The 13,781-nt window shown below is 61.2% G+C and carries 9 protein-coding genes and 1 tRNA gene; 7 read left to right on the plus strand and 3 right to left on the minus strand.

The features are described from left to right. Positions 1-115 precede the first annotated feature (115 nt). Genes J2X35_RS01585 through J2X35_RS01595 form a run of 3 tightly spaced genes read left to right on the plus strand, consistent with a single transcriptional unit; the run spans position 116 to position 5,383 of the window. Positions 116-865 (plus strand): DsbA family protein, encoded by a 750-nt coding sequence (locus tag J2X35_RS01585; RefSeq protein WP_056107798.1) that lies wholly within the window; start codon positions 116-118, stop codon positions 863-865. Between the two features lie 51 nt (positions 866-916). Beyond that, complete coding sequence (gene smc / locus J2X35_RS01590) at positions 917-4,375, plus strand: chromosome segregation protein SMC (protein WP_310180487.1); 3,459 nt, start codon at positions 917-919, stop codon at positions 4,373-4,375. A 27-nt stretch (positions 4,376-4,402) separates the two neighbouring features. Continuing rightward, on the plus strand, positions 4,403-5,383 hold the full coding sequence (locus J2X35_RS01595) for an NAD-dependent epimerase/dehydratase family protein (protein ID WP_310180489.1): 981 nt from the start codon (positions 4,403-4,405) through the stop codon (positions 5,381-5,383). Position 5,384: 1 nt separating this feature from the next. Here the strand turns inward: J2X35_RS01595 and J2X35_RS01600 are convergent, their stop codons facing one another. Together J2X35_RS01600 and J2X35_RS01605 are read right to left on the minus strand one after the other, a co-directional pair. Next, positions 5,385-6,242, minus strand: coding sequence for a hypothetical protein (locus J2X35_RS01600; RefSeq protein WP_310180491.1), 858 nt, complete (start codon positions 6,240-6,242; stop codon positions 5,385-5,387). 124 nt (positions 6,243-6,366) lie between these two features. Continuing rightward, positions 6,367-6,441, minus strand: a tRNA-Gln gene (locus J2X35_RS01605). A 236-nt stretch (positions 6,442-6,677) separates the two neighbouring features. Here J2X35_RS01605 and J2X35_RS01610 point away from each other — a divergent pair. Beyond that, entirely contained in the window at positions 6,678-7,796 is a 1,119-nt protein-coding gene (locus tag J2X35_RS01610) for a DegT/DnrJ/EryC1/StrS family aminotransferase (protein ID WP_310180493.1), read from the plus strand. A gap of 4 nt (positions 7,797-7,800) precedes the next feature. On the opposite strand, the gene J2X35_RS01615 is transcribed toward J2X35_RS01610, so the two are convergent. Then, entirely contained in the window at positions 7,801-8,685 is an 885-nt protein-coding gene (locus J2X35_RS01615) for a hypothetical protein (protein ID WP_310180495.1), read from the minus strand. 95 nt (positions 8,686-8,780) lie between these two features. On the opposite strand from J2X35_RS01615, the gene J2X35_RS01620 reads away from it, so the two are divergent. The 3 genes from J2X35_RS01620 (at position 8,781) to J2X35_RS01630 (ending at position 13,745) form a co-directional block, all read left to right on the plus strand. Then, a complete protein-coding gene (locus tag J2X35_RS01620; RefSeq protein WP_310180496.1) occupies positions 8,781-10,103 on the plus strand; it encodes an O-antigen ligase family protein in 1,323 nt (440 codons plus the stop codon). 217 nt (positions 10,104-10,320) lie between these two features. Further along, complete coding sequence (locus J2X35_RS01625) at positions 10,321-12,345, plus strand: hypothetical protein (protein ID WP_310180498.1); 2,025 nt, start codon at positions 10,321-10,323, stop codon at positions 12,343-12,345. A gap of 77 nt (positions 12,346-12,422) precedes the next feature. Continuing rightward, positions 12,423-13,745, plus strand: coding sequence for a nucleotide sugar dehydrogenase (locus tag J2X35_RS01630; protein ID WP_310180499.1), 1,323 nt, complete (start codon positions 12,423-12,425; stop codon positions 13,743-13,745). The last annotated feature ends 36 nt before the right edge of the window (positions 13,746-13,781 follow it).

A 13,781-nucleotide genomic window follows, 5' to 3' on the forward strand; every position in this document is an offset into this window, starting at 1 on the left:
ATCGCGGTAAGAAAAATTGCCGATTGGATTGGGGACGGCAATGCCTTAATTCCCGCCAACTCTCGCCTTTTCGTGCTTCAGCATTGCAAAATCAATTTCCTGTCAGGTGATTCGCATGATCCGACCCTTGTCCCGCAGAACCGTCCTGTCCACGCTGGCCGCCGTGCCTGCGGCGCTTGCGCTTGCAGCTTGCAGCGATTCCGGCGAGGAGGCGAATGCCGCGGATGCCAAGCCGGCAGCGCCGGCGCAGCCTGCTGCGTCCACCGCAACGGATACGGCAGCGCCCGCGACGCCTGCGGCCGCCGCCCCGGAATCTGCCGGCAATGTCGACATGGCGCAACTGCTGAAGCCCGGCGCGCTGCCGGAGAAGTCGCTCGGCAAGGACGACGCCAAGGTCACCATCGTCGAATACGCCTCGATGACCTGCCCGCACTGCGCGCACTTCGCCGAGACGACCTATCCCGAGCTCAAGACGAAATATATCGACACCGGCAAGGTCCGCTACATCCTGCGCGAATTCCCGTTCGATCCGCGCGCCGAGGCAGGCTTCATGCTGGCGCGCTGCTCGGGCGACAATTATTTCGCCATGGTCGACGTGCTGTTCAAGCAGCAGGACAGTTGGGTCGCGGTGGAAAACGTCAAGGACTCGCTGCTGCAGATTTCCAAGCTGGCCGGTTTTACACAGGAGACCTTCAACGCCTGCTTGACGGACCAAAAGCTTCTGGACGATGTCAGAGCTGTGCAAAAGCGCGGCGCGGACGAATTCAAGGTGGATTCCACGCCCACCTTCTTCATCAACGGGAAAACCTACAAGGGTGCGTTGTCGATTGCGGAAATGTCGGCCATCATCGACCCGATGCTTTGACGCCTCGCAGGCGGCTGAGCCGGCGCGCCGCAGGCGCGCGGAGCCGCGTGCATGAAATTTTCCCGCCTTCGCCTCCTCGGCTTCAAGTCGTTCGTCGAGCCCGGTGAATTCGTCATCGAGCGCGGCCTGACGGGCATCGTCGGGCCGAACGGTTGCGGCAAGTCGAACCTGGTCGAGGCGCTGCGCTGGGTGATGGGCGAAAGCTCCTACAAGAACATGCGTGCGTCCGGCATGGACGACGTCATCTTCTCCGGTTCGGGCACGCGGCCCGCCCGCAACACCGCCGAAGTCACGCTCTTTCTGGACAACATCGACCGCACCGCGCCGTCCGCCTTCAACGATGCCGACGAGTTGCAGGTGTCCCGCCGCATCGAGCGCGAGGCCGGTTCCGTCTACCGCATCAACGGCAAGGAAGCGCGCGCCAAGGACGTGCAGCTTCTGTTCGCCGACCAGTCGACCGGCGCACGGTCTCCGTCCATGGTGGGGCAGGGCCGTATCGGCGAATTGATCCAGGCAAAGCCGCAGGCGCGCCGCGCGCTGCTGGAAGAAGCCGCCGGCATTTCCGGCCTGCATACCCGCCGCCACGAGGCCGAGCTGCGGCTCAAGGGCGCCGAGCAGAACCTCGAGCGGCTGGACGATGTCGTCGGCGAACTGGAAAGCCAGATCGAGAGCCTGAAGCGTCAGGCCCGACAGGCCTCGCGGTTCAAGAACCTTTCCGCGGATATCCGCAAGGCCGAGGCCATCCTGCTGCATCTGCGATGGACTGCCGCCAAGCTGCAGGAAGGCGAGGCGCGTTCGGCGCTAGCCGTGGCGACCTCGCTGGTTGGCGAACGCGCCGCCTCGCAGATGAACGCGGCGAAGGAACAGTCCGTCGGTGCGCATCGGCTGCCGGAATTGCGCGATGCTTCGGCGGCGGCCGGCGCGGCTTTCCAGCGCCTGTCGATCGCGAAATCCCAGATCGAGGAGGAGGCCGAGCGCATCCGCGCCCGCCAGGGTGAGCTCGGTCGCCGGCTGCAACAGCTCGACGCCGACATCGCCCGCGAGGAGCGCATGGTGCGCGACAATGCCGAGGTGCTGGAACGGTTGACCGCCGAGGAGGCCGCGCTCAACGCCGACAATGCCGGCTCAGCCGAACGCGAGGCCAACACGCGCTCGGCTTTCGAACAGGCGACAGCGGCGCTGGCGGCCAGCGAAGACGTTCTGGCCAAGCTGACGGCGGAGCGGGCGGAAGCCGCCGCCGGGCGCAACCAGGTCGAACGGACGCTGCGCGAAACCGCCGAGCGACGCGACCGTTTTGCCCGGCAGCTGGCCGATGTGGACCGGGAAATCGCGGAGCTCGCCGCGCGCATCGGCGGCCTGCCGGATCCTGCGGAGAAAAGGGTTCTGGTCGATCAGGCCGCCGCGGTGCTGGAGAAGGCCGAAGCCGCCGCCATCCGCGCCGAGCAGACCGTATTCGAGGCGCGCGCCGCCGAAACGGGAGCGCGCTCGCCGCTTCAGGAAGCCAAGGCCGAGCTTGCACGCATCGAAACAGAGGCGCGCACGCTGGCGAAAATGCTGAACGCTGCCAGCGGCGACCTTTTCCCGGCGGTGCTGGAAAAGATCGGCGTCGACCGTGGCTTCGAAACCGCGCTGGGTGCGGCGCTTGGCGAAGACCTCGACGTGCCGCTCGATCCGGCCGCGCCGGCGCATTGGGGCGATACGGATGTCCAGTCCGGCGATCCGGCGCTGCCGGAGGGTGTCAGGACGCTGGCCAGCGTGGTTCGGGCGCCGCGCCAGCTGGCACGTCGCCTAGCGCAGATCGGTATCGTCGATGCTGCCGAGGGACGTCGTTTGCAATCGCTTCTGGCTCCCGGCCAGCGGCTGGTCAGCCGCGAGGGCGCGCTGTGGCGTTGGGACGGCTTCACCGCCAGCGCCGATGCGCCGACGCCGGCCGCCATGCGTCTCGCCCAGAAGAACCGGCTGGCCGAACTGGACGCCGAGGCCGTTGCTGCGACCTTGGCCGTCCGGGGGGCGGAGGAAAAACTGACCCAGGCTGAGGTCGCGCTGAAGCTCAAGGTTGAGGAGGAACGGACAGCCCGCCAGGCCGGCCGCGACGCCCAGCACGCGCTGGATGCGGCCCGCAATGCGCTTCTCCAGGCGGAGAAGGCGTCGGGCGAACTGTCCAGCCGCCGCGCCGCCTCAGACGAGGCCCGCAAGCGGGTGGCGGAAGGGTTGGAAGAAGCCGCCGCCGCGTTTGCGCAGGCCGAAGCATTGCTGGCCAAGGCGCCGGATCTCGCCGACCTGCAGATGCGTTTGGATCAGGCAGCAGGCCATGTTTCGCGCGACCGGGCGGCCTTGGCCGATGCGCGTGCCGTCTATGAAGGGCTGAAGCGCGAAGCCGAGGCGCGGGCGCGCCGCTTGCAGGCTATCGGCGGGGAACGCGGCAACTGGCTGTCCCGCGCCGAGAATGCATCGGCGCAGATCGCAGCCCTCAATGAGCGCAAGACCGAAGCCGCCGCCGAACGTGCGACGCTGGAGGACGCGCCGGACGAACTGGATGCGCGGCGGCGTGCGCTGCTGTCGCAGCTTTCGGAAGCCGAAACGCTGCGCCAGGCCGCCAGCGACCGTCTGCAGGAGGCCGAAAACCGCCAGTCCGCATTGGACAAGGCGGCCACGGCAGCCATCCAGTCCCTGTCGGAGGCGCGGGAAAGCCGCGTTCGCGCCGAGGAGCGGCTGACAGCCGCCGACGAGCGTCGGCAGGAGGTCGAGGCGCGCATCCAGGAGGCGCTCAACACGCCGCCGCACCTGGTCATCCGCCACACCGGGCTCGAGGCGGACAGCCCGATGCCGGACGTTGGCGAAATCGAGCGTCAGCTCGACCGGCTCAAGATCGAACGCGAGCGGCTGGGCGCCGTCAATCTGCGCGCCGAGGAAGAGCAGAAGGAATTGTCGGAGCGGCTGGAAACCATCGTTTCCGAGCGCGAGGACATCGTTGAAGCCATCCGCAAGCTGCGTCAGGCGATCCAGAGCCTCAACCGCGAAGGCCGCGAGCGGTTGCTGGCCGCGTTCGAAGTGGTGAACGGCCATTTCCAGCGGCTGTTCTCGCATCTGTTCGGCGGCGGCACGGCGGAATTACAACTGATCGAATCGGACGATCCGCTGGAGGCCGGGTTGGAAATTCTGGCGCGGCCGCCCGGCAAGAAGCCGCAGACGATGACGCTGCTGTCCGGCGGCGAGCAGGCGCTGACGGCGATGTCGCTGATCTTCGCCGTGTTCCTGACCAACCCCGCGCCGATCTGCGTGCTCGACGAGGTCGATGCGCCGCTCGATGACCATAATGTAGAGCGCTTCTGCAATCTGATGGACGAGATGTCCGCCTCGACAGAGACACGCTTCGTCGTCATCACCCACAATCCCATCACCATGGCGCGCATGGACCGGCTGTTCGGCGTGACGATGGCGGAGCAGGGCGTCAGCCAGCTCGTGTCGGTCGATTTGCAGGCCGCCGAATCCATGCGCGAAGCAAGCTGACACGCTGTAGCTTAGAGAGGTTTCCCCTTGCCCATTCTGGTCACCGGAGCGGCCGGCTTCATTGGCAGCCATGTCTGCAAGGCCCTGCTGGACAGGGGCGACGAGGTCGTCGGCATAGACAATCTGAATGATTACTACGATCCGGCGCTGAAGGATGCGCGCCTCGCGCGGCTGACCGGCAAGCCGGGATTCACCTTCCGCAAGATCGATATCGCCGACGAACAGGCCATGGATGGCCTGCGTGGCGAGGGGATCGTCAAGGTCGTGCATCTGGCCGCGCAGGCCGGTGTTCGCTACTCGCTGGAAAATCCGCGCGCCTATGTCCGCTCAAATCTGATGGGCCACATCGAGATCCTGGAGCTGTGCCGAAACCTTCCGAATTTCGAGCATCTGGTCTACGCATCTTCCAGCTCGGTCTATGGCGGCAACAAGAAGGTGCCGTTCAGCGAGGAGGACCGCGTCGACCACCCGGTATCGCTCTACGCCGCCACCAAGAAGGCGGACGAACTGATGAGCCACACCTACTCCCATCTCTATGGAATTCCGCAGACGGGCCTGCGGTTCTTTACCGTTTATGGGCCGTGGGGCAGGCCGGATATGGCTTACTGGCTCTTCACCGAGGCAATCCTGAAAGGCAAACCGATCCGCGTCTTCAACCAGGGCGAGATGTGGCGCGATTTCACCTATATCGACGATATCGTCGACGGCATTGTCGCGGCACTCGACAAACCGCCGGCGTCGTCAGTCCTGCATCGCGTCTATAATATCGGCAACAGCCGCCCCGAACATCTCGGACGTTTCATCGACACGCTGGAAAAACTGCTCGGCCTGCCAGCGGAACGTCAGTATGAGGGGATGCAGGCTGGAGACGTCGAAAAGACCTTCGCCGATACGACCGCGATGGAACGGGATTTCGGCTTCAAACCGCGCGTGACCATCGAAGACGGCCTCGCGCGGTTTGTCGACTGGTACCGTTCGGAATGGAAGGGCGGCGCCAACAGCGCTTGAGCTATTTCACTTCCTCGAACCGCAGATAGCTGATCTGCGAAACCGCGCCGGGGCTTTTGTAGTTCAGCAAAGCCATAGGCCTCACCGACTTGGTGCCGGGGCGGAACTGATTGTGGGTTTCATTGCCTTCACCGGTTATCTCGCCCTGCACTTCGACCCATCCGTCGCTGGATTTTATAATCCTGTTGGCGGTTGCCGCGTAACGGTGGGCGCCGGGGGCCGACGTCTGCAACACACCATTGCTGTCATAGGTCGCAACGCCGACATAAGTGCTCGCGCCTTGCATTGCGGGGTCGTCGCTCAAAACCCTGATCTTTGCGGTCAGACGATAGGTCTTCGCAGGATCGATCGCGACTGCGTTGGCTGCGTAGATCGGGGATGGACCGGTCGCTTCAAGAACGTAGTCCTGACCGTCCTGCTTGCCAACATATTGCGGGTTGCCGGATGCAGCCTTTAAATTTTCCGGATCGATGGCGTATCCGGCAGCACCCCGGTCAAATTCGGGATTCGGCTTTTTCGTTCCCAGATACCACCAGCCGGCGCCTGCCAACACGATGACAGCGAGAGCTATCGCTATCAGGGGAACGGATTTGCTCCTTACGGTGGGTTCGGCAGCTCCCGGTCTCATTGTCGATGTCTGCGAAGGCTGCTCCGGAGAATGTACCATTTCCACCTGCTCTATTTGAGTAATCGTGCTTTCCAGCGCGCCTATAAGATGGGTGAACTTTGGGTTTCCTGTGACAACGGCGCGAAATTTGTCATAAATCGCTTCCCGGGCCGCGCTCGTATTCTGCGGGAGCCTTGCGATCTCCGCCTCGATCCGTTGCCGAAGTTTCTCAACCGGCGACTTGTCATCCATCTGGACCTCCTGCACTGGGCGGGTCGTAACCGAAGAACCCTGAAAGCTCAATATTTTCCATCAAGCCTGAGCAGGTAGGCTTGGGCCAGGTTGCCGTCTGTTTGCACTGCACGCCTGAATTGCTTGGCTGGGGCGCCAGGATTCGAACCTGGGAATGTCGGTACCAAAAACCGATGCCTTACCACTTGGCGACGCCCCATTGTCCGAGCCGCGTCTTCGACACGGTTGGGCTTATAGGCACGGCGAAGTCAAAAAACAATCGTCTGATTCGCCTATCTCCCAAACGCCTGAGCAGCGGTCGAAATACCCGCCAACATGCCTCCTCGACGTGTCGGGTTGGACCAAAGCCGGAAGAGTTGCCTGTGAATCCGGTTTTGTATAGACAGCGGAAAACTCGTCCCGCCCCCCCAGGATCGTTTCAAGAGAGGATCGCAGATGAATATCCAGTTCATCGATCTCGCAGCCCAGCAGTCGCGCCTTCGCCCCGAGCTTGATCGCGCGATCGCGCGGGTCCTGTCGGAAGGCCAGTACATTATGGGGCCGGACGTGGCCCGGCTGGAAAAGCAACTCGCCGAATTCTGCGGCGCCAGGCACTGCCTGACCTGTGCCAACGGTACCGATGCGCTGCAATTGGCATTGATGGCTCTGGGAATCAAACATGGCGACGCGGTCTTTGTGCCTTCATTCACCTTCGCCGCCACGGCCGAGGTTGTGCCTTTCCTGAATGCGACCCCGGTCTTCGTTGACGTTCTTCCCGATACCTTCAACATCGATCCCGAAAGCCTCAAGCGCGCCATCGAAGAGGCGAAGGCCAAGGGCTTGCGGCCGGCCTGCGTGATTCCGGTCGATTTGTTCGGGCTGCCCGCCGACTACGATGCGATCGCCGTGATTGCACGGGAAAACGGTTTGAAGATCATTGGCGACAGCGCGCAAGGGTTCGGCGGTCATTACAAGGGCAAGGTCACCGGTTCGCTGGCCGATATCACCACGACCTCGTTCTTCCCGGCCAAGCCGCTTGGCTGCTATGGCGACGGCGGCGCCCTGTTTACCGACGATGACGAACTGGCGGCGCTGATCGATTCCTACCGGGTTCATGGCAAGGGCTCGCACAAATATTTCAACGACCGGATCGGCATGAACAGCCGTCTGGATACGCTGCAGGCGGCTATCCTGATCGAAAAGCTCGCCGTTTATGCCGAAGAGATCGAGGCTCGCCAGCTTGTCGCGGACCGCTACAAGCGAGGGCTTTCCAACCGTTTCGAGGCCCCATACGTGCCGGACGGGCTGAAGAGCGTCTGGGCGCAGTACACGCTGAAGCTGGCTTCGACAGAAGAGCGCGATGCGCTGCAGGCCAAGGCGAAAGCTGCCGGTGTGCCCACCGTGGTTTATTATCCCGTGCCGCTCCACAAGCAGAATGCCTACAAGGATTATCCCCGCGACCCGGCCGGATTGAAGGTGAGCGAAGATCTGTCTTCGCGGGTCATAAGCCTGCCGATGCACCCTTATCTGGAGCCGAAGGTGCAGGACGAGATCATCGCTGCCTTGCGGGATTGAGAAGCTACAGCCGCCGTCCCGTCTCGTCCCAGACACCGAGGTAACGGCAGAAGATGCTGTGATTGTTGCGCACCGGGTCGACGAAATCCGGGTGCAGCAAAGCAACAGCACCGCAAAGCTCGGATTGCATCAGGATCTTGTATCCGCGTCCGTCGGGTGTGAGGCGCATGATCAAAGTGGAGTTTCTCGGCACCAGCGGCTCGATGGTCGCGTAGAACTCCGGGAAAGCCTTTTCCACGACGACATATTTCGTCCTGATGTCGGACGAACTCTCGGCTGTGGCGGACGTTATGAAGTCCACGGCCTTATCCCGCGTGGCATTCAGCACGCGAACGATGTCATCCACTTGCGGCGCTGCATCGGCCATGCTCGCATTGAGTTTTTTGAGTTGGGAAACCCCTTCAGGCTGGTTGTGGACATAGATAAGGCCAGTCGCCTGCATGGCGAAAAAGCCCAGATAGAGGAGCGAGCTCCCCAGGAACAGACCAACGATCAAATCTCGCCATTTGCGAACGAAACGGGACATCTTTGAATCGCTGCCGCCTGCGCGGGCGAGCTTCCTGACGCGAACCGCGACCGGATATGTCAAAGAAATGGGCAGGGATGGAGTCCCATGGTCGTGGCTCCCTCGAGCACCACCGAACCGGTCTTCAGTCTCCTTGATTTCGGTCAGGAGGTTCAACCGGATTCCATCCAGGTCGGCTTCCGAGATTTGGCCGGCGGACTGGATCATGTAGCTGGTGAAAGCATCGGCCGCCCGGGAATAACACAAGAGACGGAAGTCGGGGTCGCTGGCATTGCCCATTGCCAGAAGCCGGTTGACGAATGCGGCATTCGCAACATTCAGCTTGGCGTCGGCATCCGTGGCGTGCGGGGTGCGTTTTTCCAATGTGCTTTCCTTAGATGTTCACGCAGAGCAAGCGTCCGTGACTTTCCAGCTTCGTTGCCTTAGCACTACCTGCCAGAACAGGTGTGTGATGACAAATGTCGGCATTTTCGAGTTTTTTCTGGACCAGTTTCCACCGTTCGGACGAAAGTGCATCGTTTCGCTGGATGCTTCTGATGGCGGCGACAGTCGCGCTGATGCCAACATTCGGTTCGGTGTTCAGTTTCGTTCTCGGAGGCGGCGCGCTGATCGCGTGGATCTACCTGCTGCTGGACCCGAAAACTTTTGCATTCAAGTCGGGCGAAAAGCTGATAGCCCTCACGTTTCTCATTTATCTGGGCCTGACATTCTTATTCGCAGTCGCGAATGTGGAGTTCCTGGATGGTTTGCGCGCTGTCGTGACCAATCTGGGTTTTCTTCTCCTGCTGCCCCTTCTGCCTGTTCTAAGACATTTCTACCGGCCTTACTGGGACCGCTGGTTCCTGACCTCTATCGCAGCCGGCGGCATGGTGTCCGGTCTCGCGGGGGCGCTTCTGGCGACCTATTCAGGCACGGCCCGCATCGAGGCGTTCGCAGGGAATTCGCTGGTCTATGCGTACATGGCCGGCATTTCGGCGCTGATGAATGGCTGGCTCGCGGCGTCGACCACTGGCCGATCACGGCTCCTGCACGCGGCGGGATCTCTTGGCGGCATCGTCGCCCTGGTTCTATCAGGAAGCCGAGCTCCGGTGGCTTTCTTCCTGATCGTTGCCGCCGTCTGCGTTCCCGTCTGGATTTACGTGAACAGAGTCCTGAACTGGCGTCGTCTCCTGTTCGGCCTCTACATTGCCGTTGTCGCGCTGGCGGGCCTTTATCAGTTGCTAAGCACTACGCGGGCATTCAGGGGCGTATTTTACAGGTCCCAAGCCTTATTCGACACCTTGCTCCATCCCGATATTGCGGGCGCCGAGTTGGGTTTCACCAGCCGTGTCGAAATGCTCAGGGCAGGGTTCGCAGCGTTCCTCGATCACCCATTGTTTGCGTATGGACGCCAAAATGTGATGTCTGTGGCGAACGCTCAGTACGCCAGCGATGGCTTCTTCCACTACACGCATCTGCATAATGCCTATCTGACTGAGGCTGTGGCCTCAGGCGCGCTCGGCTTGTTGGCCTTCTGTCTTGTTTTGTGGTCACCGATCATGGCAGTCCGGGCAAAGCCGGCTCCATGGCTGGCTTTAGCAGCAATCCTTGTCGGCTACACGTTCATATACAACATGACCAACATCGGATTCTACCACGATATCAAAGTGTTCTACTACTGCGCCTTCATTGTCCTGCTAAACTCGATCTCAGCGGAGCGAGAACGCGTCGACGTTTCGGCTTCCGCAGTGGCCGACTACAAAGCGTATATTCTGCGCCAGACGGCGTGGAAAACGCATTGAAAGATTTTTGATTGCACGGCAATCAAACCGCCAATGGCAGGAGCTTACTGGCCTGCCTTGCGTTTGTGCGACGTCCGCTCCGTGTTGCAATTCGCAGGCTGTTCCTCTACAGACCGGCCCAAATTGTAACCAGGTTTCCCGGTATTCAAGCGAACACCGCTCAACGCGATTCTCCATCGTGTGCTGAATTCGCCCCTTGACCGCATGCGAGGCTTTGATGCCAAGACCAGCTCCGACCTCAGAAATTGACCAGGACGAAAACGAGATCACTCTGGCCAGCCTTTTCAAGGCAATCTGGGGCATCCGCGTATGGATCGTAGCTGGGATCCTGCTGGCGCTGTTGCTGGCTGTGGTGGCGGTTCTCGCATTGCGGGTGGGCGACTATCAGACCAGATCGCAGTATGTGATCCAGTTCCGTTTTGAAGGCCGAGCCGAAAATCGCTATCCGAATGGCGTTCCATTCTCGCTGGGCGACATCGTTGCCCCCGCTGTGCTGACGCAGGTCTTCGAAAGGCAGAAGCTGGCAGAGCAGGGCCTTTCCCTGCGCGACTTCCAGTCGGCCGTCTCTATCTCGCCCTATGTCCCGACCCGAGCCTTCATCATAGCCTCCTACAGCCAGGCGTTGAATGCCCGAGGGGCGACTGTAGCAGAACTGCGGGAAGCCCAGGATGCGCTGACTCGCGATCTCGACATCGCCTCGCAACGCTATGCCGTCATTACCTTCTCGCAGGAAGGATTTGCGCTCCCAGCAGACAAGGTTTCCGCCATTCTGACGGACATAGCCAAGACATGGGAAAGCACCGCGATCGAAACGCGCGGCGTGCTGAAGCAGGACATCCGCACCATCGACCCCAAGATATTCGATCCGGCCAATGTCCAGGGGCTGGAGCGCTTGAGCACGCTCGATTTCGTCAGCAAGAATCTTGTCGCGCTACGCGGCTACCTGAATCAGTTGGCCAGGCTGCCCGGCGGAAATTTGGCCCAGGACAAGACAACGGGACAGAATATCGAATCCCTGGCACGGATGGTCGACCGGTCGGCAACGCAATTGACGCAGTTGCCGGCCGATTGGGCGGATTCGACGTCGGAAGCGAAATCGCAAGCGTTGGGCCTTCCGATCAACCTCTATTCCGAAACGCTGTTCGACCCCAAGCAGGTCGACAATATGGAATATCTGGTGGCGATCGACCTCCTGCGCGATCGGGCAAAGCTCATTCGTGACAATATCCAGCAGATCGTGGCGGCGCCGTCCGGCAATCTCGCAGTAGACCCTGAGACGGGGTTGGCGGCGCGCGATGTCGACCGTCTGCTGTTCGATACCACCGAAGGGGATCTCAAGCAGCTGACCGCGCCGATTCTGTCGCTCGGCATCGCCAAAAACCCCGATTTCGTACGGATTTATTACAATTCGCGCTTGCAGGAACTGCGGCGTTCCAAGGAAACCCTGGAAAACAAGGCGCGAGTGCTGCAGAACGCCGGGCAGAGCTATCAGGGTATGGGCCGCAACGGCCCCCCGTCGGCCCAAGGTGGCGGGGCGGAATTTCCGGGCGGCAATTCGACGGTCATCCCGCAGTTCGGCGATGCCTTCCTCGATCGCATCATTGCGCTTTCTCAGCAGGGCGGCGATGCCAAGTTCCGGCAGGAACTGCTGAAACAAATGGTGGATCTGCAGCAGGAAAGCGCGGACCTTGATGAGGAGATCGGCAGGATTGTCGAATATATCAACGTCTTTTCAAAATCCGACGCGAGTCCGGCGCCTGAAGAAGCCGGCCAGTACCAGACTTTCGTGAAGAAGATCGACACCGATATTCCCGGAATCATGGCCAAGCTTAAGAACTATGCTGCTGTCACCGAGCGCATTGCTCTCCGACTGCGTCTGGCCCAGGACATCCACAGTGTCGCGGTGGGCGACTTCCCCGGCGGCAGCACGAATGTCGGTGTCGACTTCTATCTTCGCGATGTCGGATCTGCGAATACGGTGACAATGCCCGTCCTGCTCTCGCAATTGAAAAGCTATACGGAATCGGCAAATCGAATCTATGCCGATCTCAGCAGCACGACGCTCGGGACCTATATGAATCTTTTCAGGGCTGCGGCCGAGCCGCAGCAGATCGCCGGAGCCTGGATAACGCGCTTCGAGATTCTGCTTCTCCTGCTGGCTGCGGCGGCCGGAGCGCTTCTGGGTGGTGTGGCCGGCCTTATCCACATGTTCACACGCCGCCGCGCCGCCGCTGCTCTATAGTCGTCGGATAGACATATTCGACTTTTAAGCAGACCGCACCTTGTTGATTGAATGCTAACTCTTCTGGAGGCTGCAGCGTGAATGCTGATATCGATTTGAAGACGCGTATCCTCGGCCAGTTTGCCGCCAGGGAGGCCGTGATTGGCGTGGTTGGGCTGGGTTATGTCGGCCTGCCGCTGGTCCTGCGTTTCAGCGAAGTTGGCTATAAGGTGGTCGGCTTCGACATCGACGACTCGAAGATCGAGGCTCTCGCCCAGGGCCGCAGCTATATCGAGCACATCGACGCAGCGCGGATTGCCGAGGCGAACGCCAACGGTTTCTCCGCCACCACCGATTTCGCCCAGGCATCCGATGTCGACGCGCTGATTCTCTGCGTTCCGACGCCGCTGAACAAGCACCGCGAGCCGGATCTGAGCTATGTCACCAATACCGTGGACACGCTGCTGCCGCATCTCAGAGCGGGGCAGGTCCTGTCGCTGGAAAGCACCACCTATCCCGGCACCACCGAGGAAGAGCTTCTGCCCCGCATCGCCAAGCGTGGCTTCGAGGCGGGCAAGGATTTCTTCCTGGTCTATTCGCCTGAGCGCGAAGACCCCGGCAACCCCAACTTCACCACCCGCACGATCCCGAAAGTGTGCGGCGGCCATACGCCCGCCTGTCTGGAAGTCGCCCTCGGCCTTTACGGCCAGGTGATCGACCGGCTGGTGCCCGTCAGCTCCACCCGCGCGGCGGAACTGACCAAGCTGCTGGAAAACATCCAGCGTTCGGTGAACATCGGCCTCGTCAACGAGATGAAGATCATCGCCGACAAGATGGGCATCGACATTTTCGAGGTGCTGGACGCGGCCGCGACCAAGCCGTTCGGCTTCACGCCCTATTATCCCGGCCCCGGCATTGGCGGCCACTGCATTCCGATCGACCCGTTCTATTTGACCTGGAAGGCGCGCGAATACGGCCTCAATACGCATTTCATCGAGCTCGCCGGCGAGGTGAACCGCGACATGCCGTTATGGGTGGTCGGCAAGATCACCGCCGCGCTCAACGACCGCGAGCGTTCGCTGAAAGGCAGCCGCATCCTGGCGCTGGGCATCGCCTACAAGCGCGATGTCGATGACATGCGCGAATCGCCTTCGGTCGAAGTGATGGAAATCCTGCGGGACCAGGGCGCGCACGTTGAATATTGCGACCCCAACGTTCCCGTGTTCCCGAAGATGCGCGAGCACAATTTCAAACTGAAGTCAGTCGAGCCGACGCCGGAGGTGCTGCGGTCCTACGACTGCGTCGTCCTGCTCACCGACCACACGAACCTGCCTTACGACACAATTCTGGAGCACTCCAGGCTGATAGTGGATACAAGGGGCAAGTTCCGGGAAGCGCATGAGAACGTCATCCGAGCGTAGATCGTGGTCGATCGTGGCAAGACATTTCGGCCTGAA

Origin of the sequence: Mesorhizobium sp. BE184, assembly GCF_031457045.1 — a bacterium.
GTDB lineage: Bacteria > Pseudomonadota > Alphaproteobacteria > Rhizobiales > Rhizobiaceae > Mesorhizobium.